Origin of the sequence: Variovorax sp. J31P179, assembly GCF_030316985.1 — a bacterium.
Lineage (GTDB): Bacteria > Pseudomonadota > Gammaproteobacteria > Burkholderiales > Burkholderiaceae_C > Variovorax > Variovorax ginsengisoli_B.
Map to the genome: position 1 here is coordinate 384,433 of NZ_JASZYL010000004.1, position 25,274 is coordinate 409,706.

Here is a 25,274-nt window from a genome sequence, read left to right on the forward strand (position 1 = left end):
CGGCCTCACGCCAGCACCCACATCACGGTTCCGAGCGGCGGCACCGACATCACCATCGAGCGCGCCCGGCCATGCCAGGGCACGGGCTCGCTGGCAACCGGCCCGTTGCCGACGCCGCTGCCGCCGTAGACGTGGTTGTCGGTGTTGATGAGTTCGCGGTAGGTGCCGTCCGCCGGCATCCCGAGCCGGTAGCCCATCCGAGGCACCGGCGTGAAGTTGCACACCGCCACCACGAAGCGGCCGTCGCGCGCTCGCCGCACGAAGGAGAACACCGAGTGGTCGGCGTCGTCGTGGCAGATCCACTCGAAGCCTTCGCCCTCGCAGTCGAGCTCGTGCAGCGCCGGGAAGTGCCGGTAGACGTTGTTGAGGTCGCGCACCAGCCGGCGGATTCCCTGGTGCGCCGGCTGGTCGAGCAGGTGCCAGTCGAGGCTGCGGTCGGCGTTCCATTCGGCGAACTGGGCGAATTCGCCGCCCATGAACAGCAGCTTCTTGCCCGGGTAGGCCCACAGGTAGCCGTACAGGTTGCGCAGGCCGGCGAACTTCTGCCAGTTGTCGCCGGGCATGCGCCCGATCATCGAGCCCTTGCCGTGCACCACCTCGTCGTGCGACAGCGGCAGCACGAAGTTCTCGCTGAAGGCGTACATCAGGCCGAAGGTGATCCGCTGGTGATGGTGCTTGCGGTAGATCGGGTTGATCCCGGCATAGGCCAGGGTGTCGTTCATCCAGCCCATGTTCCACTTGTAGTGGAAGCCGAGGCCGCCGTTCTCGGGCGGTCGCGTCACACCCGGGAAACTGGTCGATTCCTCGGCCAGGGTCATGGCGCCCGGCCGCTCGACGCCGACCACGCGGTTCATGCGGCGCAGGAACTCGATCGCCTCGAGGTTCTCGCGGCCGCCGAGCGCGTTCGGCACCCATTCGCCGGCCTTGCGGCTGTAGTCGCGGTAGAGCATCGAGGCCACCGCGTCGACCCGCAGGCCGTCGACGCCATAGCGCTCGAGCCAGTACAGCGCGTTGCCGACCAGGTAGTTGCGCACCTCGACCCGCGCATAGTTGAAGATCAGCGTCTGCCAGTCGTTGTGGAAGCCCTCGCGCGGGTCGGCGTACTCGTAGAGCGCGGTGCCGTCGAAGTTGGCGAGCCCGTGGACGTCGGTCGGGAAATGGGCCGGCACCCAGTCGAGGATCACGCCCAGGCCCGCTGCATGGGCGGCTTCGACGAAGTGGCGGAAGTCGCCCGGCGTGCCGAAGCGCGAGGTCGGCGCATAGAGGCCGATCGGCTGGTAGCCCCAGGAACCGTCGAACGGGTGCTCGCTGACCGGCAGCAGCTCGATGTGCGTGAAGCCCATGTCGCGGGCATAGGGCACCAGGGTGTCGGCCAGTTCGCGGTAGTCGAGCCATTCGTGGCCGTTCTTGCGCCGCCAGGAGCCCAGGTGCACTTCGTAGATGCTGATCGCGGCGTCGCGCGCGTTGGCTTCGGCGCGTCCGGCCGGCAGGGCCACGGGGGCCGGCAGCGGCTGCACCACGCAGGCGGTGTCGGGCCGCAGGCGGGCCGAGAAGCCGAAGGGGTCGGCCTTGCGCAGCACCTGGCCCTGGGCCGAGAGCAGCTCGAATTCGTAGGCGTCGCCAGGTGCCACGTGCGGCGCGAAGATCTCCCAGACCCCGCACTCGCGCCGCAGGCGCATCATGTGCCGCCGGCCGTCCCACTGGTTGAAGTCGCCGACCACCGAGACCCGGCGCGCATTCGGCGCCCAGACCGCGAAGGCGACGCCGCGCACGCCGTCGATCTCGCGCAGGTGGGCGCCGAGCTGCTCGTAGGGCCGCAGGTGGGTGCCCTCGGCCAGCAGCCAGACGTCGGTCTCGCCGAGCACCGGCGGGAATCGATACGGGTCTTCGAGCGCCGATCTGTGCGCGCCCCAGTCGACCTCGAAGCGATAGCCGAGCCGGGCCTCCGAGGCCGGCACCAGAGCGGCGAAGAGGTCGCTGTCGCCCTGGCGGTCGAGTTGGGCCAGCGGCCAACCCGAGCCCGAGTGCAGCACGGCCACGGACTGGGCGCCCGGCAGCAGGGCGCGGACCCACAAGCCCTCGTCCGTCTCGTGCGGACCGAGCACGGCGAACGGGTCGCCATGTTCGGCGCGCATCAGTGCGCGGACTTCGGCTTCAGGCAGCATGCGGGGGTTCTCCCATGAAAACGCCATAGGGCGGCAGCGTCAGCATGCGGCCGTCGAGCCCGGCGCCGCCGAACGGCGATCCGGACAGCGGCACCAACGGCGCGTCCAGTTGCAGCGTCGCCGGTGCGTCGGACAGATTGAACACCGCCTGCAGCGCCTTGTCACCTTCGCGCCGCTCGAACCACAGCAAGGGTTCGGGCGCATCGAAGAAGCGCATGCCGCCGGTCCGCAGCAGCGGCTGGGTGCGGCGCCAGTGCAGCAGGGCGCGGCTGTAGTGCAGCATCGAGCGCGGATCGCCGGCCTGCTGGTCGATCGCCAGTGCCAGGTGGGCTTCCGATACCGGCAGCCAGGGCAGCCCGTCGGTGAAGCCCCCGTGCGGCTGGTCGGCCCGCCAGGGCATCGGGGTGCGGCAGCCGTCGCGGCCCTTGAATTCGGGCCAGAAGGCGCGGCCGTACGGGTCCTGCAGCAGCTCGAAAGGCACTTCGGCCTCGGGCAGGCCGAGTTCCTCGCCCTGGTAGACGCTGGCGCTGCCGCGCAGGGACAGCAGCAGCGCCAGCCAGAGCCGGTCGCGCCGGGTGTCGGCCGAGCCGGCGGCGTTCCAGCGGCTGGCGACCCGGGGCACGTCGTGGTTCGACACCGCCCAGCAGCCCCAGCCGTCGGTCCTGGCCAGGGCGCTGTCGAGCGCCTCGACCTGGGTCCGCAGGTGGCGCGCGCTGTGTTCGCTGGTCAGCAGGCTGAAGCTGTAGGCCAGGTGCAGCCGCTTGTCGCGTTCGGTGTAGCGCGCCATCACGGGTGGCGCGTCCTCGTCGCCGACCTCGCCCAGCGCGACCGCGCCGTAGCCGTCGAGCAGCCGGCGCAGCTTTTCGAGAAACAGCAGGTTCTCGGGCTGGCTCTTGTCGTGCAGGTGCTGCTGCATCGCATAGGGGTTGTCGGCCCGCACCGTGCTCACCTCCCCACCGCTGGCCGGCGGGTTGTCGCGCAATTGCGCATCGTGGAACTGGTGGTTGCAGGCATCGAAGCGGAAGCCGTCGACGCCGCGCTCGCACCAGAACTTCACCTCGCCCAGCAGCGCCTCCTGGACAGCGGGGCAATGGAAATTGAGGTCTGGCTGCTCGGCCAGGAAACTGTGCAGGTAGTACTGGCGCCGCCGCGAGTCCCATTGCCAGGCCGAGCCGCCGAAGACCGAGAGCCAGTTGTTGGGCGGCGTGCCGTCGGGTTGGGGGTCGGCCCAGACGTACCAGTCGGCCTGCGGGTTGTCGCGGCTGGCCCGGCTGGCGGCGAACCAGGCGTGCTGGTCGGAGGTGTGCGACAGCACCTGGTCGATGATGATCCTGAGGCCCAGCCCGTGGGCCCGGGCCAGCAGGGCGTCGAAATCGGCCAGGGTGCCGAAGATCGGGTCGACCGCCCGGTAGTCCGAGACGTCGTAGCCGAAATCCTTCATCGGGGAGCGGAAGAACGGAGAAATCCAGATCGCGTCCACCCCAAGCCCCGCCACGTGGCCCAAAGTGCCCGTGATACCCGGCAGATCGCCGATGCCGTCGCCGTTGCTGTCCATGAAGCTGCGCGGGTAAATCTGGTAGATCACCGCGCCCCGCCACCAGTCCTTCGCCATGCATGCCCCCAGGAATCCGAATTCATTGTGGCATGCGAAAAGCATGCCGCTCGCCCCCAGGCAGGCGGTGGACGGGCTACATGAAGTGAGCCCAACCTGGGGGCGAGTATCAGAACCCCGCGATAATCCTTTTCCCCGGCCGCCTGGCGCCGGGCTGTTGTCGAGTGCCCATGAACCCCAGCTACAAACCCGCCGATGTCGAGTCGGCCGCCCAGGCCCACTGGACCGCCGCCGATGCCTACCGCGTGACCGAAGACACGCGCAAGAAGAAGTACTACGCCTGCTCGATGCTGCCCTACCCCAGCGGCAAGCTGCACATGGGCCACGTGCGCAACTACACGATCAACGACATGCTCACGCGCTACCTGCGAATGAGCGGCTACAACGTCCTGATGCCGATGGGCTGGGACGCCTTCGGCTTGCCGGCCGAGAACGCAGCGCTCAAAAACGGCGTTCCACCGGCGAAATGGACCTACGAGAACATCGGCTACATGAAGGGCCAGCTCCAGGCCATGGGCCTGGCGATCGACTGGAGCCGCGAGATCGCCACCTGCGATCCGAGCTACTACAAGTGGAACCAGTGGCTGTTCCTGAAGATGCTCGAGAAGGGCATCGCCTACCGCAAGACCCAGGTCGTCAACTGGGACCCGGTCGACCAGACCGTGCTGGCCAACGAGCAGGTGATCGACGGCAAGGGCTGGCGCACCGGCGCGACGGTCGAGCGGCGCGAGATTCCTGGCTACTACCTGAAGATCAGCGCCTACGCCGAGGAACTGCTCGAGCACACCCAGCACAAGTTGCCGGGCTGGCCCGAACGCGTCAAGCTGATGCAGGAGAACTGGATCGGCAAGAGCGAAGGCGTGCGCTTCGCCTTCACGCACAAGATCAAGGACGACCAGGGCCACCTGATCCAGGACGGCCGCATGTACGTCTTCACGACCCGTGCCGACACCATCATGGGCGTGACCTTCTGCGCCGTGGCGCCCGAGCATCCGCTGGCCGTCCATGCCGCGAAGACCAACCCCAAGGTGGCCGCCTTCATCGCCGAGGCCAAGGGCGGCGGCACCACCGAGGCCGAGCTGGCGACGCAGGAAAAGAAGGGCGTGCCCACCGGCCTCACCGTGACCCACCCGATCACCGAGGAGCAGGTCCCGGTCTGGGTCGGCAACTACGTGCTGATGAGCTATGGCGACGGCGCCGTGATGGGGGTGCCGGCGCATGACGAGCGCGACTTCGCCTTCGCCAACAAGTACGGCATCGAGATCATCCAGGTCGTGCTGGTCGACGACGAGCCGCACTTCGACTACCACCGCTGGCAGGACTGGTACGCCGACAAGCAGCGCGGCGTGACCATCAATTCCGACAACTTCAGCGGCATGCACCATGCCGAGGCGGTCAAGGCGGTGGCCCATGCCCTCGGCCAGAAGGGCTTGGGCGAGATGCAGACCACCTGGCGCCTGCGCGACTGGGGCGTGAGCCGGCAGCGCTACTGGGGCACGCCGATCCCGATCATCCACTGCGAAGAGCACGGCGCGGTGCCGGTGCCCGAGAAGGACCTGCCGGTGGTGCTGCCGACCGACTGCGTGCCCGACGGCCACGGCAACCCGCTGATCAAGCACGAAGGCTTCCATGCCGGCGTCGTGTGCCCGGTCTGCGGCAAGCCCGCGCGCCGCGAGACCGACACCATGGACACCTTCGTCGACAGCTCGTGGTACTTCATGCGCTACTGCGATCCGACGAACGACGAAGCCATGGTGGCCGACGGCGCCAAGTACTGGATGCCGATGGACCAGTACATCGGCGGCATCGAGCACGCGATCCTGCACCTGCTCTACGCCCGCTTCTGGACCAAGGTCATGCGCGACCTCGGCCTGGTGAAGGTCGACGAGCCCTTCAGCAAGCTGCTGACGCAGGGCATGGTGCTCAACCACATCTTCTACAACCGGGGCGAGAAGGGCGGCAAGAACTACTTCCCGCCCTCTGATGTCACGCCGGAACTCGACGCGCAGGGGCGCATCGTCGGCGGTACGCTGGCCGACGGCACGAAGCTCGAATACGGCGGCGTCGGCAAGATGGGCAAGACCGAGCGCAACGGCGTCGACCCGCAGGACCTGATCGAGAAGTACGGGGCCGACACGGCCCGGCTCTACACCATGTTCACCGCGCCGCCCGAGGCCACGCTCGAATGGAACGACGCAGCGGTCGAAGGCAGCTACCGCTTCCTGCGCCGGGTCTGGAACTTCGGCGTCGCGCAGCATGGCGCCGGCGCCGCGGCGGCACCGGCGGGCCAGCCCGTGTTCGGCAAGGAGGCCAAGGTGCTGCGCCACGAGATCCACACCGTGCTGCGCCAGATCGACTACGACTACCAGCGCATGCAATACAACACGGTGGTGTCGGGGGCGATGAAGCTGCTCAACGCGCTGGAAGGCTTCAAGCCGGCCGCGGACGACGCCGGCAACCGCGCCGCGGTGCGCGAAGGCTTCGGCATCCTGCTGCGCTGCCTGTACCCGGCGACACCGCACATCGCGCACGCGCTCTGGCATCAGCTCGGCTACGACAAGGACCAGGGCGGCCTGCTCGATGCGCCCTGGCCGGTGGTCGACGCCAGCGCGCTGGCGCGCGACGAGATCGAACTGATGCTGCAGATCAACGGCAAGCTGCGCGGCTCGCTGCGCGTGCCGGCCGCGGCGACCAAGCCGGAGATCGAGAAGATCGCACTCGCCTGCGAGGATTTCATCCAGCACGCCGCGGGCGCGGCTGCCAAGCGCGTCATCGTGGTGCCGGGCCGGCTGGTGAACGTGGTCCTATGAGCGGCCCGTCGCTGCCGCGTCGCGGCTTTCTGGCCGCGGCGGCTTCTGTCGCGCTCGCGGGCTGCGGCTTCGAGTTGCGCAAGGCGCCGGAGTTCGCGTTCAAGAGCATCGCGGTGATGGGGACCTCCGCGTTCTCGAACTACCTGCGGCGGCAGCTGCGGGCCGCCGGCACCCTGGAGGTGTTGCCGGCCGACCAGGCAGACAAGGCCGAGGCGGTGCTGGAGATCCTGGGCGAGAGTCGCAACAACATCGTGCTCTCGACCACGCCCGACGGCCAGGTGCGCGAGCTGCAGCTGATCCTGACGCTGCGCTTCAGGGTGCGGGGCCAGGGCGGCAAGGAATTGCTCGGGCCGACCGAGATCCAGCAGTCGCGCGACATCACCTACAACGAGACGGCGGCGCTGGCCAAGGAAGGCGAGGCCGAACTGCTGTATCGCGACATGCAGAACGACATCGCCCAGCAAGTGCTGCGCCGGCTGGCCGCGATCAAGACCTCCTGATCCGCCGTGCAACTCGCGACTGCCCAGCTCTCGTCCCACCTCGCGAAGCGGGTGGCGCCGCTCTACGTCATCCACGGCGACGAGCCGCTGCTGGCGCAGGAGGCCGCCGATGCGATTCGCGCCGCCGCGCGCACCCAGGGCTACACCGAGCGCAGCGCCTACACCGTCGCCGGTGCCCATTTCGACTGGGGCGCGGTGCTGGCGGCGGGCGGTTCGCTGAGCCTCTTCGCGGACAAGCAGATCGTCGAGATCCGGATCCCGTCGGGCAAGCCCGGCAAGGACGGCAGCGCCGCGCTGCAGCAGATCGCCGAGGCCGCAGCCGGCAATGACAGCACCCTGACGCTGGTGCTGCTGCCCCGGCTCGACAAGGCGACCCGCAGCGGCGCCTGGTTCGCCGCGCTCGAGAACCATGGCGTCAGCCTGCAGGTCGACACCGTCGAGCGCGCCGCGCTGCCGCAGTGGATCGCCCAGCGGCTGGCGCTGCAGGGGCAGCGCGTCAAGGCCGGCGAGGAAGGCCAGCGCACCTTGCAGTTCTTCGCCGACCGGGTCGAGGGCAACCTGCTGGCCGCCCACCAGGAAATCCAGAAACTGGCGCTGCTGCACCCTGAAGGCGAACTCGGCTGGGAGCAGGTCGAGGCCGCGGTCAACAACGTCGCGCGCTACGACGTCTTCAAGCTGTCGGAAGCGGTGCTGGCCGGCAATCCGCAGCGCGTCGCGCGCATGCTCGACGGCCTGCAGGCCGAAGGCGAGGCCGAGGTGCTGGTGCACTACACGCTGGCCGAGGACATCCGGGCCCTGAAGCGGGTCAGGGACGCGATGGCGGCCGGCCGGCCGCTGCCGATGGCGCTGCGCGAGAACCGCATCTGGGGTCCGCGCGAGCGGGCCTTCGAGCGGGTGCTGCCGCGGCTCGACGACCGGGCGCTGGCGCGCATGCTGCGCGCCGCGCACGTGGTCGACGGCATCGTCAAGGGCCTCAAGCAGCCAGACTGGCCGGCCAATGGCTGGCAGGCGCTGCAGCGGCTGGCGCTGATGCTGTGCCGGGCCTGCGGGCCCGCGGCGTCGGCGCCCCGGGCCCGTTGACCGCGCGGGCGATGGGCGGATTGCGCACAGAAATGGTGCATAACTGTCCCTCGGCGCACGCCGCCTTTGGCCGTCGCGGCACAATCCGGGGATGAATACCTTGAATGTCTCCGAGTACGTCCAGACGCTCGGCTTGCAGGCCAAGCTCGCTTCGGCCCTGATGGCACGGGCGGATGCCGCCACCAAGAACAAGGCCCTGAAGGCGCTGGCGCGCCGCCTGCGCGCCGCGGTCGCCCCCTTGGCCGAAGCCAATGCCAAGGACCTGGCCCGGGCCGAAGGCGCCGGCCTGTCGGCGCCGATGGTCGATCGCCTCAAGCTGACGCCCAAGGCCATCGAGACCGTCGCCCAGGGCTGCGAGCAGCTGGCCGCGATGTCCGACGTGATTGGCGAGGTCATCGGCATGCGGCAGCAGCCCAGCGGCATCCGGGTCGGCCAGATGCGGGTGCCGATCGGGGTTTTCGGCATGATCTACGAGAGCCGGCCCAACGTGACCATCGAGGCGGCCAGCCTGGCGATCAAGAGCGGCAACGCGGCGATCCTGCGCGGCGGCTCGGAGGCGATCGAATCGAACAAGGCGCTGGCGCTGCTGGTGGCCGAGTCGCTCGAAGAGGCCGGCCTGCCGGTCGACGCCGTGCAACTGGTGGGCACCACCGACCGCGAGGCCGTGGGGCAGCTGATCGCGATGCCGCAATTCGTCGACGTCATCATCCCGCGCGGCGGCAAGGGCCTGATCGAGCGCATCAGCCGCGACGCCCGGGTGCCGGTGATCAAGCACCTCGACGGCAACTGCCATGTCTATGTCGACCACACGGCCGAGCTCGACATGGCCCTGAAGATCGTCGACAACGCGAAGACCCAGAAGTACAGCCCCTGCAACGCCGCCGAAGGCCTGCTGGTGGCCTCCTCGATCGCCGAGACCTTCCTGCCCGAGATCGGCGCCATCTTCGCCGCCAAGGGCGTCGAGATGCGCTGCGACCCGGTGGCGGCGCAGATCCTGCGCGCCGAGGGCGGGCACCTGCCGGCCGACAAGGTGCTCGACGCGGTCGAATCGGACTGGTCCGAGGAATACCTGGCCGCGGTCATCAGCATCAAGGTGGTCGAGGGCGTGGACGAGGCCATCGCGCACATCAACCACTACTCGAGCCACCACACGGACGCGATCGTCACCCGCGACCACATGAACGCCCAGCGCTTCCTGCGCGAGGTCGATTCGGCCAGCGTGATGGTGAATGCGAGCACCCGTTTCGCCGACGGCTTCGAGTTCGGCCTGGGCGCCGAGATCGGCATCAGCACCGACAAGTTCCACGCCCGCGGGCCGGTCGGGATCGAGGGCCTGACCTCGCTGAAGTACGTGGTTCTGGGTCAAGGAGAAGTCCGGAACTGAGCCCCCGCGTGTTCTCGGTCAGGGGCGGCTCGCTGCCGGGGCTCCGAGTTCTCTAGCCGAGTTTTCCTGTCTCGATGGCGTGCTTCAAATCCCGAATCGATGGCGACGGCTTTAATTCCCTCTTGCGCCGAAAGAGCTTGCGCAATACGAAGGCGAGGTGGCCCTCTTGCGCGAAGTGGGCAGAGAGATCGAATCCGGCAACGTCCACGTGGAACTGCTCGGAAAACCTTGCGAGAAGGTCATAGGCGTCGTCGCCGTAGCAATCCAAGTCTTCTTCGAGACGCCAGTTCGGCGAACCGTCGTTGAATTCTCTCTCCGGGAACCATTCCGCGAGGAAGAGGTAGAGGGTTTCGAAATCCGGAAGCTCGGATTCACCAAGATCCGCTTGCACCGGCACCTCCGAAATCTCCACCATCGGACATGCATCGAGACCCGTCATCGACACTCTTCACAAGCAGTGTTTCGATGACGTCGATGGCGATGATCGTGCCCCCCCACGGCAGGGAACGCTCGGCCGATGGCTCGCCCGAGGACTACTGTCTTGAGAATCCTTACAGGCATCCTCTGGGGAAATGCCCGTGACAGATACTGCGATGCGATCGATGTGCCCGGAGCCGAACCGGGCATCACGAATCGCTTCTTCACCACAGGCTGGCCCAGTGCCCACACGGCGCCACCCGAAAGTTGCGCGGCCAAGTGGCGCCAGCGGTCGTCAGCGACTCGTTCGGGTTTCAAGCTGACGGAATCGACGATGACGGCGCTCTGCTCCAGTCGCCGATTGAGACCCTCGAATTGGCGTTCGAGTCGGTTTTCGAGTTCGTTCTCTGGGTTGTCGCCGCCGCGCAGCCAAAAATTCGCATCGTTCTGGGCATCCCTGATGCACTTCAAAAGCTCGTGCTGAAAAGCCGAGTCGTTCATCGTGTTCCTCCTGAACTGTGTCGAAAAAAGGATAGCTGGCGAGGGGTGGCGCCGCCGCCCGAGGCTTCTGAACTTTGGTGCGATCTTTCCGTCGCGCACGAAGTCGCCGCGATGCCGGCGGTTTCGACGTCCTGGGTATTTCTGGCATGAGAATCCGCAGCAGGAAGCTTGTCATTGGGGCGTCCGCCCCAAAATCTACAATCCCGCTCTCACTCAGGCATAAATCCAACAAGGCCGCCGCATGGTCCCCCATCTCGTCACCGCCCTGACCGGCCCCATCAACGAACTCGAGCAGCGCGTGCTCGACTCGACGCCTGCCATCGAGCGCTGGTTCCGGCTCGAATGGATGGAGCACACGCCGCCGTTCTACAGCTCGGTCGACATCCGCAACGCCGGCTTCAAGCTGGCGCCGGTCGACACCAACCTCTATCCGGGCGGCTGGAACAACCTCACGCCCGAGATGCTGCCGCTGGCGGTGCAGGCGGCGCAGGCGGCGATCGAGAAGATCTGCCCCGAGGCGCGCAACCTGCTGGTGATTCCCGAGAACCATTCGCGCAACACCTTCTACCTGGCCAACGTGGCCCAGCTGGTGCGGATCTTCCACATGGCCGGCCTGAACGTGCGGGTCGGATCGATCGATCCGGCGATCAAGTCGCCGAAGAAGATCGAGCTGCCCAACGGCGACACGGTCTGCCTGGAGCCGGTGGCGCGCAGCAAGCGGCGCCTGGGGCTCAAGCACTTCGACCCCTGCACCATCCTGCTCAACACCGACCTGTCGGCCGGCACGCCGGGCATCCTCGAGGATCTGCACGAGCAGTACCTGCTTCCGCCGCTGCACGCCGGCTGGTCGGTGCGGCGCAAGAGCAACCACTTCCACAGCTACGAAGAGGTTTCCAAGCGCTTCGGCAAGCTGCTGGGCATCGACCCGTGGCTAATCAATCCGATGTACGCCAAGGCGGCCGAGGTCAGCTTCGCGACCGGCCAGGGCATCGACGTCCTGACCAGCCATGTCGACGCCCTGCTCACCAAGGTGCGCCGCAAGTACAAGGAATACGGCATCAACGAGAAGCCTTTCGTGGTGGTCAAGACCGACAATGGCAGCCCCGGCCTGGGCGTCATGACGGTGCGCGACGCCAAGGAGATCGAGGCCCTGGTCCGCCGGCCGCGGGCCAGCAAGGCCGGCGCCGCCAAGGAAGGGCAGGAGCCCTGCGACCTGATCGTCCAGGAGGGCGTGCTGACCAACGAACGGGTCCACAACGGCGTCGCCGAGCCGGTGGTCTACATGATGGACCGCTACGTGGTCGGCGGTTTCTACCGGGTGCACGCCGAGCGCGCGCCGGACGAGAACCTGAACCTGCCGGGCGCCAGCTTCGTGCCGCTGGCGTTCTCTGAAAGTGCGCACTTACCGCAGCCAGGCGCCAAGCCGGGCGCCAGCGCGCCCAACCGCTTCTACATGTACGGCGTGATCGGCCGGCTGGCCATGGTGGCCGCGAGCTACGAGCTGGAGGCGACCGATCCGGACGCCGAGGTCTATGAATGATTTGGCGATGCAACTTGCAGACCGTCGCCGCGGCGGCAAAATAGCCACCCCATAACAACGACGACGAGGGTGGGAGCCGATGCAGCGGCCGCAACGGGCCGCAACAGCGCCTCGTGGTGTGCTGCACGCCGCCGACCCTTTGCAGCCCTTCCGTGTCCGCCCCTAAATCCTCTTCCGCTGCGCTGATCCTCGCGGCCATCGGTGTCGTCTACGGCGACATCGGCACGAGCGTCCTGTATGCGGTCAAGGAGGTGTTCGGCCACGGCCACGTGCCTTTCACGATCGACAACGTCTACGGCATCCTGTCGATGTTCTTCTGGACGCTGACCGTGATCGTCTCGCTGAAGTACGTCGTGCTCGTGCTGCGGGCCGACAACGAAGGCGAGGGCGGCCTGGTCGCGATGCTGGCGCTGGCCTCCCAGGCGGTGGTCGACAAGCCCCGGCTGCGCCAGGTGCTGCTGGTGGTCGGCATCTTCGGCACCTCGCTGTTTTACGGCGACGGCGTGATCACGCCGGCGATCTCGGTGCTGTCCGCGGTCGAGGGTCTGGAGGTGGTGTCGCCGCAGTTCAGGCACTACGTGATCCCGATCACCCTGGTCGTGCTGTTCTGCCTGTTCGCGCTGCAGAAGCACGGCACGGCGGGCATCGGCCGCTTCTTCGGCCCGATCACGCTGGCCTGGTTCTTCGCCATCGCGGTGCTCGGCGTGACGCAGATCCTGACCCATCCCGAGATCCTCAAGGCGCTGAGCCCGTTCTACGCGCTGCGCTTCATGTGGGAGAACCCGGGCACCAGCTTCATCATCCTGGGAGCCACCGTGCTGTGCGTGACCGGTGCCGAGGCGCTCTATGCCGACCTCGGCCACTTCGGCAAGAAGCCGATCCGCATCGCCTGGTTCTCGGTCGTCATGCCGGCCCTGACGCTCAACTACTTCGGCCAGGGCGCGCTGCTGCTCGAGAACCCGCTGGCCGTGAAGAACCCGTTCTTCATGATGGCGCCCGAGTGGGCCCTGCTGCCGCTGGTGCTGCTGGCCACCGCCGCCACCGTGATTGCCTCGCAGGCCCTGATCACCGGCGCCTTCAGCGTCACGCGCCAGGTGATCCAGCTCGGCTTCCTGCCGCGCATGAACATCGAGCACACCAGCGTGCGCACCGCGGGCCAGATCTACATCCCGTTCGTCAACTGGGGCCTGTTCGTGGCGATCGTGCTGGCGGTCGTGATGTTCCGCTCGTCGAGCAACCTGGCGGCCGCCTACGGCATCGCGGTGACCACCGACATGCTGATCACCACGGTGCTGACCTTCTTCGTGATCCGCTATGCCTGGAAGTACCCGCTCATCCTGTGCATCGCGGCCACCGGCGCCTTCTTCGTGGTCGACTTCCTGTTCTTCGCCTCGAACCTGCTCAAGCTGTTCGACGGCGGCTGGTTCCCGCTGCTGATCGGCGGCTCGATCTTCATGCTGATGCTGACCTGGAAGGAAGGGCGCCGGCTGATGGGCGAGACCCAGCTGGCCGAGGCCATCGACCTGCGCGGCTTCCTCGATTCGGTCTTCGTGAGCCCGCCGGCGCGGGTCGACGGCACCGCGGTCTTCATGACGGCCGAGCCGGGCGTGGTGCCGAATGCGCTGCTGCACAACTTGAAGCACAACAAGGTGCTGCACGACCAGAACCTGTTCGTCACGGTGCGCAACCACGAGGTGCCCTGGATCCCGATGGACAAGCGCATCGAGATGGAAGCGCTGGGCCACCACTGCTGGCAGGTGGTGGTGCACTACGGCTTCAAGAACGAAATCGACCTGCCGCGCGCGCTCGAGAACGCGCGGCTGCGCGGCTGCCAGATCGAGCCGATGGCCACCAGCTACTTCCTGTCGCGCGACGTCGTGATTCCTACCCTCGGCAGCGGCATGGCGCCCTGGCGTGAAAAGCTGTTTGCGCAGATGCACCACAACGCGAGCGGGGCGGCGGACTTCCTGGGGCTGCCGAACAACGCGGTGGTGGAGCTCGGCTCCAAGATAGAAATCTAGGATTCTCTTCACGAATCGGCTGAAAGCCGATGAGGGCGTCTTTCGCGTGCTCTGACGCAGCGTAGGATGCCCCCGCTGTTCCATGGAGATTTCTTGAAAGACTGCTCTTTTCGACTCAATGGCCAACCAATGAGTCAGTTGGTCATGGGCGCATCCGCTTATCCTGCTTTTTCAGGGCGAAGCGGTTACGTCAACAAGCCCTCCTACATGTGCGTGCCTAATTTTGGGGCATTGCCCATCGGCAAATACTACATCGTTGACCGAGTGTCAGGCGGCCGGCTGGGTTGGCTTCGGGATTGGGTGAAGGGAGACTGGTTTGGCCTGTACGCGGCTGATGGAAGGATTGACGACGAGACCTTCTGCGATGGTGTGAAAAGAGGTGGATTTCGATTGCATCCGAAGGCAGGTAGAGGGATCAGTGAAGGATGCATCACGCTTGATCGTCCGACGGATTTCGATGTCGTGCGCGGCATCTTGATCGCTACGCCAAAGGCGTTCATTTCGGGCGTTGACATCTTGACCTACGGCGCGGTGAACGTTACGCGATGAATCGAGCCAAAAAAGCCGTGCTGCTGGGCCTTTGGCTGGTGGTGGCGACGCTGGCGTATGCCAAGGTTTGGTATTTGTATTCGGAATATTTCCCCGAATATCCGGAGTGGGTCGGGGTTTGCATTGCCCATTTGAAAGACTTGATCAACAGCGAAGATGACCCAGAATTGACGCACTCGCTGTATATTTTCATATTGTCCTTTATCAACGTGGCCGTGTTCACATGGCTCGCTTGTCTTCTGATGCGCTGGATCAGACATCGCTGACAAAGGGCGCGCAGGGGCTTCACCACGCGCCGGATTGATCCGACGCGGAAGCTTGTCCACCTGCCTGCTGGGCCTCGGATCGCGCCGAGAATCGCGCACTCGGGCCGTCACATAATTCCGGATGCGTTTCTTCAAGGATTTGAGCCTCTCGGCCTTCACCGCCGGCTTCGTCGCCGTGCTGGTGGGCTTCACGAGTTCGGTGGCGATCGTGTTCCAGGCCGCCCAGGCCTTCGGCGCGACGCCCGAGATGGTGTCCTCCTGGATGTGGGCGCTGGGCATCGGCATGGGCCTGGCCTCGGTGCTTCCCTCGCTGTGGTGGCGCCAGCCGGTGATGATCGCCTGGAGCACGCCCGGTGCCGCCGTGCTGGCGGTCGCCGGCGCCGGCTACGGCATGAACGAGGCGGTCGGCGCCTTCATCGTCTGCGCGCTGCTGATGACGCTGGCCGGCGCCACCGGCTGGTTCGAGCGCGTCATGAACAAGATCCCGATGGCACTGGCTTCGGCGCTGCTGGCCGGCGTGCTGGCGCGATTCGGCCTGCAGGCCTTTATTGCCGCCCAGACCGCGCTGCCGCTGGTGCTGCTGATGCTGGGCGCCTATCTGGTGGCCAAGCGGGTGCTGCCGCGCTATGCGGTGCCGCTGACCCTGGGCGTGGGCATCGCCTTTGCCGCGGCGCGCGGCGAACTGGCCTGGGGTGCGGTGCACTTCAGCCTGGCGCTGCCGGTGTTCACGATGCCGGTGTTCAGCTGGCAGGCGGTGGTCAGTCTCGCGCTGCCGCTGTTCGTCGTCACCATGGCTTCGCAGAATCTGCCCGGCGTGGCGGCGATCCGGGCCGCGGGCTACGACATGCCGGTGTCGAAGCTGATCACGATCAGCGGCCTGTTCACGCTGGTGCTGGCGCCTTTCGGTGCCTTCGCGCTGAACCTGAGCGCCATCACCGCCGCGATCTGCATGGGCCGCGAAGCACACGAAGACCCGGCACGGCGCTACACGGCGGCGGTCAGCTGCGGCGCAATCTACATCGTGATCGGCGTGTTCGGGGCTGCCGTCACGGGCCTGCTGACCGCCTTCCCGAAAGAACTCGTCGCCACCATCGCCGGCCTGGCGCTGCTCGGCACCATCGGCGGCGGCCTGGCCGCTGCGGTGCGCGACGAGACGCACCGCGAGGCGGCGCTGATCACCTTCCTGGTCACGCTCTCGGGCGTCACGCTGGCGGGCATCGGCTCGGCCTTCTGGGGCGTGGTGGCCGGTGCGCTGGCGCTGGGCATCCAGCAGCTCGGCCGCAAGAAGGCCGCGCCGGGCAAGGACATCGCGCCTGCGTGCAAGATCAAGCAGGAAGCCAAAGCCGCTATTGGAAAGAACAGCCCGTGAACATCCTCTTCGTCGCCGACCCGCTCGAGCATTTCAAGATCTACAAGGACACCACTTTTTCGATGATGCGCGAGGCCCAGCGCCGCGGCCATGGCATCTCGGCCTGCGAGCCGCGCGACCTGGGCTGGCAGACCGGGCAGCCGGTGACGGCCGGCGTGCGCGACATCACGCTCACCGGCAACGGCGACGACTGGTTCACCGAAACCCCGCGCCGCCAGGCTGCGCTGCACGGCTTCGATGCGGTCCTGATGCGCAAGGACCCGCCCTTCGACGCCGAGTACATCTACGCCACGCACCTGCTGGGCCAGGCCGAGCGCGAAGGCGCGAAGGTCGTCAACAAGCCGGCCGCGCTGCGCGAGCACCCCGAAAAACTCGCGGTGATGGAGTTCCAGCAATTCACCAGCCCGACCCTGGTCACGCGCGACCCGGCGGCCGTGCGGGCCTTCCACGCCGAGCACAAGGACATCATCCTGAAGCCGCTCGACGGCATGGGCGGCATGGGCATCTTCCGCGTCCGCGAAGACGGGCTCAATCTGGGCTCGATCACCGAGACCCTCAACAAGAACGGCGCCGAGACCCTCATGGTGCAGCGCTTCGTGCCCGAGATCGCGGCCGGCGACAAGCGCATCCTGATCATCGGCGGCGAGCCGGTGCCCTTCGTGCTGGCCCGCATCCCGCAGGGCACCGAGGTGCGCGGCAACCTTGCGGCCGGCGGCAAGGGCGTGGCGCAGCCGCTGACGCCGAAGAACCGCGAGATCGCGGAGGCCGTGGGCCGCGCGCTGGCGCCGCGTGGGCTGCTTTTGATCGGCCTCGACGTGATCGGCGACTCCGTGACCGAGATCAACGTCACCAGCCCGACCTGCTTCCAGGAGATCACCGAACAGACCGGCTTCGACGTGCCGGCGATGTTCGTCGATGCGCTGGAGGCCGAGGTCCGGCGATGAAGGTCGAGCGCTTTGCCGCCTTTTCGGATGGACAGGTCGGCGGCAATCCCGCCGGGGTGGTCCTGTGCGACGCGTTGCCTCTCGCCGATGTCATGCAGGCGGTGGCGGCCGAGGTCGGCTATTCGGAGACTGTCTTTGCTGCGCCCACCGAGGACGGCTGGCGAGTCCGGTATTTCGCGCCCGAATCCGAAGTCGCCTTTTGCGGGCACGCGACGATCGCGCTCGGTGCGGCCCTCGCGCAGCGCCTCGGGGACGGGGTTTTCAAGCTGCAGCTCAACGCCGCTGCGATCAGCGTCGAGGGGCACCGCGAGGGGGCGACGGTCGCCGCGGCGCTGCAGTCGCCGCCGACCGCCAGCAGGCCGGCGTCCGATGCGCTGGTCGACACGGCGCTCGCCCTGTTTTCGTACCGGCGCGACGACCTGGATCCGCGGATTCCTCCGGCGATCGCCAATGCCGGGCTGAACCATCTGGTGCTGGCGCTACGCAGCCGAGCACGACTGGCCGCCATGCGCTACGAGCTTGAGGCCGGCCGGACGTTGATGACGGCCGAGGGCATCGGCACGATCAGCCTGGTCCATGCGCAGACCCCTCGGTGCTTCCATGCCCGCAATCCCTTTGCCATTGGCGGTGTCTACGAGGACCCGGCCACCGGCGCGGCGGCCGCGGCCCTGGGCGGCTATTTGCGTGACCTGGGCTGGTCGCACGAAGGCGCCATCGAGATCATCCAGGGCGAGGACATGGGCATGCGCTCGCGTCTTCGCGTGGAAATTTCGCCGGCGGCCGGGGCGAGCGTCCGCGTGTCCGGCAGCGCCCGGGTCATCGTCGACCCCTCGCGCCCGAGCACCTAGAAGTCGACGCTGGCGTTCAGCACGAAGGTGCGCGGCGCTCCCACAACGAGGTAGTTCGAGCCCGGAAAGCCGCCGGCCGAGGCCCAGGACGACTTGTTGAACAGGTTGCCGGGAGGGCGGGCACGCTGGCGCGCGCGACGGGACGCAGGGAGAAAGGACGCCGGCATGGAACGGCCCTTTGAATGCAACCGAGAACCGTTATTTGTCTCCAAAATCCGCGGCAACGCTTTTTTGAGGTCTCAGCTGCAGCGTCGTCCGTCGACGAACACTGCCAGCTCCTGCGGCGCGAACGCCGTCCATTGCTCGTTGGTCGTGAGCGGCGCCGTCACCACCACGGCGACGCGGTCGTTCGGCGTGGTGTGCTGGGCGAAGTCGATGCTCAGGTCTTCGTCGGACAGCTCGGCCGTCAGGAACGGGTGCTGGCGCTCGACGTACCAGAGGTGCGTCGAGGCATGCGCCCACAGCGCCTGGCCGTTCGACAGCATGAAGTTGAAGGTGCCGTGGGCGGCCAGCCGCGGCGCGAGTTCGCGCAAGGTCAAGGTCAGCTCGTCGACGCTCGGCACGCCGGCATGCGACTTGGCCAGCTCCTGCATGATCCAGCAGAACGCGTGTTCACTGTCGGTGCTGCCGACGGGATGGAAGTTGCCGTGCAGACGGGGCCGGAAATCCTTCAGGTCGCCGTTGTGCGCGAACACCCAGTAGCGGCCCCACAGCTCGCGCACGAACGGGTGGCAGTTCTGCAGGTTGACCGCGCCCTGCGTCGCCTTGCGGATATGGGCGATGACGTTGCGGCTCTGGATCGGGTAGCGCCGGATCAGCTCGGCCACCGGCGACTCACAGGCCGGCTGATGGTCGACGAAATGCCGCAGCCCCCGGTCCTCGAAGAAGGCGATGCCCCAGCCGTCGGCGTGGTGATCCGTGCGGCCGCCGCGCTGGGCGAAGCCCGTGAAGCTGAAGGTCACGTCGGTCGGCGTGTTGCAGTTCATTCCGAGCAGCTGGCACATGGCGGCTATTAGAACTGAAGCGGGCTCATGGCTGTGCGGCGGGCGGTTTCACCCGCAGCTGCCAGGCCGCGACGATCGCCAGCGCGCACAGGCCCGCCAGCATCAGGAACACCTCGTCGAAGGCCGCCAGCCGCGCCGGGCTGGTCGCCACGTTGGCGAGCGAATCGCCATGGGCCGCCAGCCGCCACTCGAGCACGATCGCGCACAGGCTGACACCGGCGGCGCCGCCCAGCATGCGCAGGAAATTGATCGCGCTGGCGCCCTGCGGAATCAGCGGCTTGGCCAGCGGGCGCATCGAGCCCAGGTTGAGCGAGGGCAGGATGAAGCCGAGTCCGATGCGCCCGATGACCGCGAAGGCCACCAGCAGCCACAGCGCACTGTCGAGCTTCAGCACCACCATCAGCGCGAAGGAGGCGGCGAGCAGCAGCAGCCCGGTGCACACCAGCAGCCAGGTCGGATGCCGGTCGGCCAGCCGGCCGACGCCGGCGATGGTGATCGCCAGCACGATGCCGGCCGGCAGCAGGATGGTGCCGACGTGCGACGCCGACAGCTGCAGCCCGACCTGCATGTAGACCGGCAGCAGGTAGGTCGAGCCGAACAGCGCCGTGCCGTAGATGAAGGCGACCACGCTGCCCATCGCGAACTGGCGGTACTGGAACAGGGCCAGGTTCATCAACGGCGCGCCGCCGCTCGCGGCCAGGCGCTTCTGCCAGGCAACGAAAGCGCCGAAGGCGATGCCGGCGCCGGCCAGCAGCAAGGTCGCGTGCAGGGCCGACTCGCCGCGCAGCGCGACCAGGCCGTTCAGCAGGCAGAGGGTACCGACCGTGCCGAGCGCCAGGCCGCGCCAGTCGAGGCCTTCGCTGCGTGCCGCGACCACGCCGCCGGGCGCGGTGGTCGGCACGAACTTGTAGGCCAGCCAGATCGACGCCAGGCAGAAAGGCACCACCATGAAGAAGATCGAACGCCAGCCGAACAGGTCGACCAGCACCCCGCCGATGCTCGGTCCGATGGCCGGCGCCAGCACCACGCCCATGCCGAAGATGCCGCTGGCGCGGCCCTGCTCGTGGGGCTGGAAGGCGCGCAGGATGATGATCGCCGGGATCGGCTGCACCACCCCCGCCGCCAGCCCCTCGGCCACGCGTGCGGCCAGCACCAGCGTGAAATCGGTCGCCAGTCCGCCGGCCATCCCGCCAGCCAGCAGCAGCACCATGGTGCCGACGTAGGTGCGCCGGTAGCCGTAGCGCGAGAGCAGCCAGGGCGTGGTCAGCATCGACACCGTCATCGCCACCATGAAGCCCGAGCTGACCCACTGGGCCCGCTCCTGGCCGAGCGAGAAATGGTGGCTCATGCCGGGGATGGCGACGTTGACGATCGTCGACGACATGATCGAGGCCATCACGCCGACCATGACCGAGACGAGCAGGAGCCAGCGGTAGCGCTCGCCGTAGCGGCTGCTCAGGGACTGCGGGGGAGGATTGTTCATCAAGGAGGGAAATTGCCGCGCTCGGCCGTCCTACAAGGATATCGGCGTTTGCACCGCTCCGCGCCCCTATGCGCGCCGCCAAAATCATCCGCTGTTCCGCACGCGATCCAGACCGCCATGCAATCCCAGAACCAGAACAACAGCCCAGACGCCGTCGCCGATTCGCTCGAAGCCGACGGCAGCAGCGCCGACAGCGCCGACACCGGCGGCTCGCTGGCCTCCGAGCTGCAGGTGCCGACACTGAGCCGGGCCTACCAGTGCCAGTGCGGCCGCCCGGTGTTCCTGCGCAACAGCCAGTGCCTGGCCTGCCTGACGCCGCTCGGCTACGTGGTCGAGCGGCTCGGCGTGGTGCCGCTCGCGCCGGCCGGTTTCGAGGGCGCCGAAGCCGACACCTTCACGCTCTTCGGCGACGTCCACGGCAAGGCCTACCGGCGATGCGCCAACCTCATGACGCCGGCAGCCTGCAACTGGATGGTGCCGGCGCCGCGCGAGGGTGACGACCCGGCCTTCAACACCGAGGGCTTGGTGCCCGGCCTGTGCCTGTCGTGCAGCGTGACGCGGACCATTCCCGACCTTTCGGTGGAAAGCAACGGCGCGCTCTGGCTGAGCCTCGAACTGGCCAAACGCCGGCTGATCTCGCAGCTCCTCGCGCTCGGCCTGCCCGTGGTCACGCGCCTGAGCGACCCGGGGCACGGCCTGGCCTTCGACTTCCTGAGCCATGTGCCGGGCGGACCGCACGTCATGACCGGCCACGAGATGGGCGTCATCACGCTGAATGCCGAAGAGGCCGAGGACGCCGTGCGCGAGCGCATCCGGGCCGAGATGCGCGAGCCCTACCGGACCCTGCTGGGCCACTTCCGGCACGAGATCGGCCACTACTACTGGGACCTGCTGGTGGCGCCGACACCGTGGGTCGACGGCTTCCGCCAGCTCTTCGGGGACGAACGCGACGACTACGCCGCGGCCTTGCGCAACCACTACGACAACGGTCCGCCGCTCGACTGGGCCGATCGCTTCGTGACCAGCTACGCGAGCTCGCATCCCTGGGAGGACTGGGCCGAGACCTGGGCCCACTACCTGCACATGGCGGACACCGCCGACACCGCGTTGAGCTTCGGCGTCGATGCGCAGAACGTCGAACTGACCAGCGACTTGTTCGGGCCTTCGGACCTCTGGCAGCCCGAGCACCCCGAGGCCGGCCGCTTCCTTGATTTCCTCAATGGGTGGGTGCGGCTGACCAACGTGCTGAACGAGCTGTCGCGCAGCATGGGCCAGCCCGACTACTACCCCTTCGTGCTGCCGCGGGCGGCGGTCGGCAAGCTTCAGTTCATCCACCAGGTGATCACCGAGCAGCGCGAGCGCGGCGGGTTGCCGGCGATGGCGGTGAAGGAGGAGGCGCCGGCTGCGCCCGAGCCCGAGGTTGTCAAGGTCGATCAGTCTCCGGCTCCAGGCTAGGCGGATTGAGGCATCCCGCCGGGCGGCACGCGGGGTAGCATCCACAAATGAACGAAGTACAGGTGATCGAGCAGGACGGAAAGCCGGCCTTCTACGTTGTTCCTGCAGCTCTGTGGAAGAAGGTGCGCGGAGAAGTCGAAGATGCGGATGACGTGGCCGCCTACGACCGGGCCGTTGCAAACGATGACGGGGTGCGCTTTCCAGCAGCGGTTGCGCACGCGATGGCCGACGGTGTTCATCCCGTGCGGGCCTGGCGAGAACACCGCGCAATGACGCAGGATGCCTTGGCCGCCGCCGCTGGCGTCAGCAAGCTTTTCATCAGCCAGATCGAGGGCGGCAAGCGCGCGGGCTCCACGGCGACGCTGAAAAAGCTGGCGGCGGCCTTGGGGATTTCGCTGGATGCGCTTGGCTGATGGATGGGTGCTTCGCCGCCCTCAGGCTACGGCCATTCGCGGTTGCCTTGTCTGATCTCGAGGCGGAAAAGTCCGCCTCATGCTCCCCTGGTTCAGGATTGCGCACTGCGGCCCGAATAATCGTCGGCGCGATGCGCACCAGGGTCTGAGCGGCGCCTGGCTTCGGCTCGCACTTGTACACGGTCGATGCTCGCCATCCGGATATCGTGGGCATCTCTGCGGGCGCCATCGTCGAACCAATGCACTTGGTGTCGACGGGGCACTACTTCGTGGACGACAAGGCGTCGTGGCACGAGATCTCGGACGGGCTACCGCAGTTCGGCGGTCGGTCAGGGTTCGAGTCGGCCGGTGCTTCTTCCGGTGGCTGCTCCGAGACAATGCGCTCGAACTCTCCCTCTGCCATCGTCCAGGCGCAACTCGATGCCTACAACGCGAAAGACCTGGAGGCACTCCTGCGAACCTATGCAGTCGACGCGGAGCAATTCGCGTTGAACGGAGAGCGCTTGGCGCGTGGGCATTCCGAACTCCGAACGCGATTCGCTGTCAGGCTCGCAGAGGCGGATATTCACGCACGGCTGTTGTCGAGGATCGTCATGGGAAACGTCGTGACCGACCACGAACTCGTGACACGCAACTTTCCGGAAGGCCGAGGCAGCGTGGAGATGCTCTGCATCTACGAGGTGCTGGGTGGCCATATCCAGAAGGCGACTTTTGCCCTGGGAGAGAAGAGGCTCGATGCCGACACACGGACCAAGATTCAGAAAGGTAGCGCATGAACTTTGGTGTCTTGGTATTCGATGAGGTCGAAGAACTCGACTTCATCGGCCCATGGGAGATGCTGACCATGTGGGGCAAGGTGGCGGACGGGCCGGCACGATGCATCGTGGTGGCCGAGTCCTCGCGGCCGGTGACGTGCGCGAAGGGACTGATCGTCCATCCGCACCTCGCTTTTGCCGACTGTCCGCCGCTCGACTATCTGTTGGTCCCCGGAGGGCAAGGCACGCGAAGGGAGGTCGGGAACCAGGCGCTGCTCGACTTCGTTTCGCTGCAGGCAGGAAGCTGCAAGGCCGTGCTGTCCGTTTGCACCGGGGCTTTCGTGCTGCATGCGGCCGGGCTGCTGTCCGGGAAGAGGGCGACGACGCATTGGGCCTCGCTCGAGCGGCTGCGCGCCTTGGGCGACGTCGACGTGGTCGAGGAACGCTATGTGCAGGATGGCAAGGTGTGGTCGTCAGCAGGGGTTTCGGCCGGCATGGACCTGATGCTGGCCTTCATCGCCACCGTGGCCGGCGAGGACGCAGCAGGCAAGGTTCAGTTCTCGGCGGAGTACTACCCTTCCGGCGTCAGATACGGCGGCTACGAAGGCCATGCGCAGGCGCCGGCGTACCTCGCGCCGCCGCTGTAGCCGGTACCCCACGGGGCTCACTCCTGAAGCGCGTCCTGCGCGGCGCAGCGCGCGCAGATGCAGGCCATGCGCCGCTGCCCCTCCGGCACCCGCGCCAGCAGGTCCTCGCTGAAGTCGACCTCCATGCACCAGCAGGCCGGCTGCACCTGGCCGGTCTCGCGCTCGATCTCCAGTGCGCAACGATTGGACTCGCCGCACAGCGGACAGCGCGACGGATCGGGGCGCTGCACCGCGTTCATCCAGCGACCTCGAACGGCGGCAGCTTCTTCGGCACCGCGACGTTGTCCAGCGTCACGTAGACCGGCAGCCCGTCGCGATAAGCCGGATAGTCCTCGCCCTGGATCAGCGGCAGCAGGTAGCGCCGGCATTTCTCTGTGATGCCCCAGCCGTCGTCCGAGATGAAATCGCGCGGCATGAACTTCTCGGCATTGGCCACCGCATCGAGCGATGCCGTGCCGAGCCGGTAGTCGTAGGGGACGTCGGAAATCCGCTCGATGGTCGGCATCACCGCGTTGCGTCCCTCCAGCGCCAGCTCGACTGCGCGCTGGCCCAGTTCATAGGCCTGCTTGACGTCGGTGGCCGACGCGATGTGCCGCGCCGCCCGCTGCAGGTAGTCGGCGACCGCCCAGTGGAACTTGTGGCCCAGCGCCTCCTTGACCATCTGCGCCACAACCGGGGCGGCACCGCCGAGCTGCGCATGGCCGAAGGCATCCTTGGTGCCCTGCTCGGCGAGGAAGCTGCCGTCAGGATGGTGGCAGCCTTCGGACACCACCACCGTGCAGTAGCCGTGGTACTTGACCAACGCGTCGACCCGGGCCAGGAAGGCCGGCTGGTCGAAGGGAATCTCAGGGAACAGGATCACGACCGGGATGCCCTGGTCGGCCACCAGCCCGCCGGCCGCGGCGATCCAGCCGGCGTGGCGGCCCATCACCTCGATCACGAAGACCTTGGTGGAGGTCGCAGCCATCGAACGCACGTCCATCGAGGCTTCGAGCGTCGACACCGCCACGTACTTGGCGACCGAGCCGAAGCCCGGGCAGCAATCCGTCAGGGGCAGGTCGTTGTCGATGGTCTTGGGCACATGGATCGCCTGCAGCGGATAGCCCAGCGACTGCGACAGCTGGCTCAGCTTGAAGCAGGTGTCGGCCGAATCGCCGCCGCCGTTGTAGAAGAAATAGCCGATGCCGTGGGCCTTGAAGACCTCGACCAGGCGCTCGTACTCGCGCCGGTTCTTGTCGAGCGACTTGAGCTTGTAGCGGCAGGACCCGAAGGCGCCGCTGGGCGTGCTGCGCAGCGCCGAAATCGCCTCGGCCGACTCGCGGCCGGTGTCGATCAGGTCCTCGGTGAGCGCACCGAGGATGCCGTTGCGGCCGGCGTAGACGTTGCCGATGCGGTCGGGATGCCGGCGCGCCGTCTCGATCACGCCGCAGGCCGAGGCGTTGATCACGGAGGTGACGCCGCCGGACTGGGCGTAGAAGGCGTTGAGGAGGGGCATGGCGGCATTGTCCCGC

24 protein-coding genes are annotated in these 25,274 nt (G+C 67.2%); 15 read left to right on the top strand and 9 right to left on the bottom strand.

Features of this window, described 5'->3' with window-relative positions:
• Positions 1 to 5: 5 nt before the first annotated feature.
• Positions 6 to 2,165 carry a 1,4-alpha-glucan branching protein GlgB gene (glgB, locus tag QTI17_RS12860; protein WP_286533549.1) on the bottom strand — a complete coding sequence of 720 codons (2,160 nt, stop codon included), beginning with the start codon at positions 2,163 to 2,165 and terminating at the stop codon, positions 6 to 8.
• Positions 2,155 to 3,777 (bottom strand): alpha-glucosidase, encoded by a 1,623-nt coding sequence (locus tag QTI17_RS12865; RefSeq protein ID WP_286533550.1) that lies wholly within the window; start codon positions 3,775 to 3,777, stop codon positions 2,155 to 2,157. Before QTI17_RS12865 ends, glgB begins: the two co-directional genes overlap by 11 nt.
• 170 nt (positions 3,778 to 3,947) lie before the next feature.
• Between QTI17_RS12865 and leuS the strand changes: the two genes are divergently transcribed.
• The 4 genes from leuS to QTI17_RS12885 all read left to right on the top strand — a co-directional run bounded on the left by leuS (position 3,948) and on the right by QTI17_RS12885 (position 9,551).
• Positions 3,948 to 6,587 (top strand): leucine--tRNA ligase, encoded by a 2,640-nt coding sequence (gene leuS, locus QTI17_RS12870; protein ID WP_286533551.1) that lies wholly within the window; start codon positions 3,948 to 3,950, stop codon positions 6,585 to 6,587.
• Complete coding sequence (locus QTI17_RS12875; protein ID WP_286533552.1) at positions 6,584 to 7,087, top strand: LPS-assembly lipoprotein LptE; 504 nt, start codon at positions 6,584 to 6,586, stop codon at positions 7,085 to 7,087. The genes leuS and QTI17_RS12875 overlap by 4 nt, the downstream gene beginning before the upstream one ends.
• Before the next feature lie 6 nt (positions 7,088 to 7,093).
• On the top strand, positions 7,094 to 8,167 hold the full coding sequence (holA, locus tag QTI17_RS12880; protein ID WP_286533553.1) for a DNA polymerase III subunit delta: 1,074 nt from the start codon (positions 7,094 to 7,096) through the stop codon (positions 8,165 to 8,167).
• 91 nt (positions 8,168 to 8,258) lie between these two features.
• Positions 8,259 to 9,551 (top strand): glutamate-5-semialdehyde dehydrogenase, encoded by a 1,293-nt coding sequence (locus QTI17_RS12885; RefSeq protein WP_286533554.1) that lies wholly within the window; start codon positions 8,259 to 8,261, stop codon positions 9,549 to 9,551.
• A 52-nt stretch (positions 9,552 to 9,603) separates the two neighbouring features.
• Here QTI17_RS12885 and QTI17_RS12890 read toward each other — a convergent pair whose 3' ends face one another.
• Entirely contained in the window at positions 9,604 to 9,990 is a 387-nt protein-coding gene (locus QTI17_RS12890) for a DUF1493 family protein (protein ID WP_286533555.1), read from the bottom strand.
• A complete protein-coding gene (locus tag QTI17_RS12895) occupies positions 9,987 to 10,469 on the bottom strand; it encodes a hypothetical protein (RefSeq protein ID WP_286533556.1) in 483 nt (160 codons plus the stop codon). Before QTI17_RS12895 ends, QTI17_RS12890 begins: the two co-directional genes overlap by 4 nt.
• 241 nt (positions 10,470 to 10,710) lie before the next feature.
• Here QTI17_RS12895 and gshA point away from each other — a divergent pair, with 241 nt between their 5' ends.
• The 7 genes from gshA (at position 10,711) to QTI17_RS12930 (ending at position 18,006) form a co-directional block, all read left to right on the top strand.
• Complete coding sequence (gene gshA, locus QTI17_RS12900) at positions 10,711 to 12,009, top strand: glutamate--cysteine ligase (RefSeq protein ID WP_286533557.1); 1,299 nt, start codon at positions 10,711 to 10,713, stop codon at positions 12,007 to 12,009.
• Between the two features lie 152 nt (positions 12,010 to 12,161).
• Positions 12,162 to 14,030, top strand: a complete 1,869-nt coding sequence (locus QTI17_RS12905) for a potassium transporter Kup (protein ID WP_286533558.1) — start codon at positions 12,162 to 12,164, stop codon at positions 14,028 to 14,030.
• Positions 14,031 to 14,159: 129 nt separating this feature from the next.
• Positions 14,160 to 14,579: a DUF2778 domain-containing protein gene (locus QTI17_RS12910; RefSeq protein ID WP_353506703.1), complete on the top strand. Its 420-nt coding sequence runs from the start codon at positions 14,160 to 14,162 to the stop codon at positions 14,577 to 14,579.
• The gene (locus QTI17_RS12915; RefSeq protein ID WP_286533559.1) at positions 14,576 to 14,845 is read left to right on the top strand and encodes a hypothetical protein; all 270 of its coding nucleotides are present in this window, start codon (positions 14,576 to 14,578) and stop codon (positions 14,843 to 14,845) included. Before QTI17_RS12910 ends, QTI17_RS12915 begins: the two co-directional genes overlap by 4 nt.
• A 121-nt stretch (positions 14,846 to 14,966) precedes the next feature.
• Positions 14,967 to 16,214, top strand: a complete 1,248-nt coding sequence (locus QTI17_RS12920) for a benzoate/H(+) symporter BenE family transporter (RefSeq protein ID WP_286533560.1) — start codon at positions 14,967 to 14,969, stop codon at positions 16,212 to 16,214.
• Positions 16,211 to 17,158 carry a glutathione synthase gene (gshB, locus tag QTI17_RS12925; protein ID WP_286533561.1) on the top strand — a complete coding sequence of 316 codons (948 nt, stop codon included), beginning with the start codon at positions 16,211 to 16,213 and terminating at the stop codon, positions 17,156 to 17,158. Before QTI17_RS12920 ends, gshB begins: the two co-directional genes overlap by 4 nt.
• Positions 17,155 to 18,006 (top strand): PhzF family phenazine biosynthesis protein, encoded by an 852-nt coding sequence (locus QTI17_RS12930; RefSeq protein ID WP_286533565.1) that lies wholly within the window; start codon positions 17,155 to 17,157, stop codon positions 18,004 to 18,006. The genes gshB and QTI17_RS12930 overlap by 4 nt, the downstream gene beginning before the upstream one ends.
• On the opposite strand, the gene QTI17_RS12935 is transcribed toward QTI17_RS12930, so the two are convergent.
• The 3 genes from QTI17_RS12935 to QTI17_RS12945 all read right to left on the bottom strand — a co-directional run bounded on the left by QTI17_RS12935 (position 18,003) and on the right by QTI17_RS12945 (position 20,493).
• Positions 18,003 to 18,173 carry a hypothetical protein gene (locus QTI17_RS12935; protein WP_286533567.1) on the bottom strand — a complete coding sequence of 57 codons (171 nt, stop codon included), beginning with the start codon at positions 18,171 to 18,173 and terminating at the stop codon, positions 18,003 to 18,005. The two genes, QTI17_RS12930 and QTI17_RS12935, sit on opposite strands and share 4 nt — an antisense overlap.
• Before the next feature lie 72 nt (positions 18,174 to 18,245).
• Complete coding sequence (locus QTI17_RS12940; protein WP_286533568.1) at positions 18,246 to 19,010, bottom strand: class II glutamine amidotransferase; 765 nt, start codon at positions 19,008 to 19,010, stop codon at positions 18,246 to 18,248.
• A 25-nt stretch (positions 19,011 to 19,035) separates the two neighbouring features.
• Positions 19,036 to 20,493, bottom strand: a complete 1,458-nt coding sequence (locus tag QTI17_RS12945; protein WP_286533569.1) for an MFS transporter — start codon at positions 20,491 to 20,493, stop codon at positions 19,036 to 19,038.
• Positions 20,494 to 20,610: 117 nt separating this feature from the next.
• Between QTI17_RS12945 and QTI17_RS12950 the strand changes: the two genes are divergently transcribed.
• The 4 genes from QTI17_RS12950 to QTI17_RS12965 all read left to right on the top strand — a co-directional run bounded on the left by QTI17_RS12950 (position 20,611) and on the right by QTI17_RS12965 (position 23,763).
• Positions 20,611 to 21,948, top strand: coding sequence for a zinc-binding metallopeptidase family protein (locus QTI17_RS12950; RefSeq protein WP_286533571.1), 1,338 nt, complete (start codon positions 20,611 to 20,613; stop codon positions 21,946 to 21,948).
• Between the two features lie 47 nt (positions 21,949 to 21,995).
• The gene (locus QTI17_RS12955; protein WP_286533573.1) at positions 21,996 to 22,361 is read left to right on the top strand and encodes a helix-turn-helix domain-containing protein; all 366 of its coding nucleotides are present in this window, start codon (positions 21,996 to 21,998) and stop codon (positions 22,359 to 22,361) included.
• A gap of 173 nt (positions 22,362 to 22,534) precedes the next feature.
• Positions 22,535 to 23,137, top strand: coding sequence for a nuclear transport factor 2 family protein (locus QTI17_RS12960; RefSeq protein ID WP_286533574.1), 603 nt, complete (start codon positions 22,535 to 22,537; stop codon positions 23,135 to 23,137).
• Entirely contained in the window at positions 23,134 to 23,763 is a 630-nt protein-coding gene (locus QTI17_RS12965; RefSeq protein ID WP_286533575.1) for a DJ-1/PfpI family protein, read from the top strand. The genes QTI17_RS12960 and QTI17_RS12965 overlap by 4 nt, the downstream gene beginning before the upstream one ends.
• A 17-nt stretch (positions 23,764 to 23,780) precedes the next feature.
• On the opposite strand, the gene QTI17_RS12970 is transcribed toward QTI17_RS12965, so the two are convergent.
• Together QTI17_RS12970 and QTI17_RS12975 are read right to left on the bottom strand one after the other, a co-directional pair.
• Complete coding sequence (locus QTI17_RS12970; protein ID WP_286533576.1) at positions 23,781 to 24,002, bottom strand: cysteine-rich CWC family protein; 222 nt, start codon at positions 24,000 to 24,002, stop codon at positions 23,781 to 23,783.
• The gene (locus tag QTI17_RS12975; protein WP_286533577.1) at positions 23,999 to 25,258 is read right to left on the bottom strand and encodes a 6-phosphofructokinase; all 1,260 of its coding nucleotides are present in this window, start codon (positions 25,256 to 25,258) and stop codon (positions 23,999 to 24,001) included. Before QTI17_RS12975 ends, QTI17_RS12970 begins: the two co-directional genes overlap by 4 nt.
• Positions 25,259 to 25,274 lie beyond the last annotated feature (16 nt).

Bases quoted from the DNA above. Each gene is read 5' to 3' on its own strand.
- gshA (WP_286533557.1), top strand. From the start codon at position 10,711: ATGGTCCCCCATCTCGTCACCGCCCTGACCGGCCCCATCAACGAACTC.
- QTI17_RS12970 (WP_286533576.1), bottom strand. From the start codon at position 24,002: ATGAACGCGGTGCAGCGCCCCGATCCGTCGCGCTGTCCGCTGTGCGGC.
- QTI17_RS12955 (WP_286533573.1), top strand. From the start codon at position 21,996: ATGAACGAAGTACAGGTGATCGAGCAGGACGGAAAGCCGGCCTTCTAC.
- QTI17_RS12920 (WP_286533560.1), top strand. From the start codon at position 14,967: ATGCGTTTCTTCAAGGATTTGAGCCTCTCGGCCTTCACCGCCGGCTTC.
- QTI17_RS12890 (WP_286533555.1), bottom strand. From the start codon at position 9,990: ATGACGGGTCTCGATGCATGTCCGATGGTGGAGATTTCGGAGGTGCCG.
- QTI17_RS12940 (WP_286533568.1), bottom strand. From the start codon at position 19,010: ATGTGCCAGCTGCTCGGAATGAACTGCAACACGCCGACCGACGTGACC.
- QTI17_RS12950 (WP_286533571.1), top strand. From the start codon at position 20,611: ATGCAATCCCAGAACCAGAACAACAGCCCAGACGCCGTCGCCGATTCG.
- glgB (WP_286533549.1), bottom strand. From the start codon at position 2,165: ATGCTGCCTGAAGCCGAAGTCCGCGCACTGATGCGCGCCGAACATGGC.
- QTI17_RS12885 (WP_286533554.1), top strand. From the start codon at position 8,259: ATGAATACCTTGAATGTCTCCGAGTACGTCCAGACGCTCGGCTTGCAG.
- QTI17_RS12975 (WP_286533577.1), bottom strand. From the start codon at position 25,258: ATGCCCCTCCTCAACGCCTTCTACGCCCAGTCCGGCGGCGTCACCTCC.
- QTI17_RS12965 (WP_286533575.1), top strand. From the start codon at position 23,134: ATGAACTTTGGTGTCTTGGTATTCGATGAGGTCGAAGAACTCGACTTC.
- QTI17_RS12895 (WP_286533556.1), bottom strand. From the start codon at position 10,469: ATGAACGACTCGGCTTTTCAGCACGAGCTTTTGAAGTGCATCAGGGAT.
- leuS (WP_286533551.1), top strand. From the start codon at position 3,948: ATGAACCCCAGCTACAAACCCGCCGATGTCGAGTCGGCCGCCCAGGCC.
- QTI17_RS12875 (WP_286533552.1), top strand. From the start codon at position 6,584: ATGAGCGGCCCGTCGCTGCCGCGTCGCGGCTTTCTGGCCGCGGCGGCT.
- QTI17_RS12910 (WP_353506703.1), top strand. From the start codon at position 14,160: ATGAGTCAGTTGGTCATGGGCGCATCCGCTTATCCTGCTTTTTCAGGG.
- QTI17_RS12945 (WP_286533569.1), bottom strand. From the start codon at position 20,493: ATGAACAATCCTCCCCCGCAGTCCCTGAGCAGCCGCTACGGCGAGCGC.
- QTI17_RS12930 (WP_286533565.1), top strand. From the start codon at position 17,155: ATGAAGGTCGAGCGCTTTGCCGCCTTTTCGGATGGACAGGTCGGCGGC.
- QTI17_RS12865 (WP_286533550.1), bottom strand. From the start codon at position 3,777: ATGGCGAAGGACTGGTGGCGGGGCGCGGTGATCTACCAGATTTACCCG.
- QTI17_RS12915 (WP_286533559.1), top strand. From the start codon at position 14,576: ATGAATCGAGCCAAAAAAGCCGTGCTGCTGGGCCTTTGGCTGGTGGTG.
- QTI17_RS12935 (WP_286533567.1), bottom strand. From the start codon at position 18,173: ATGCCGGCGTCCTTTCTCCCTGCGTCCCGTCGCGCGCGCCAGCGTGCC.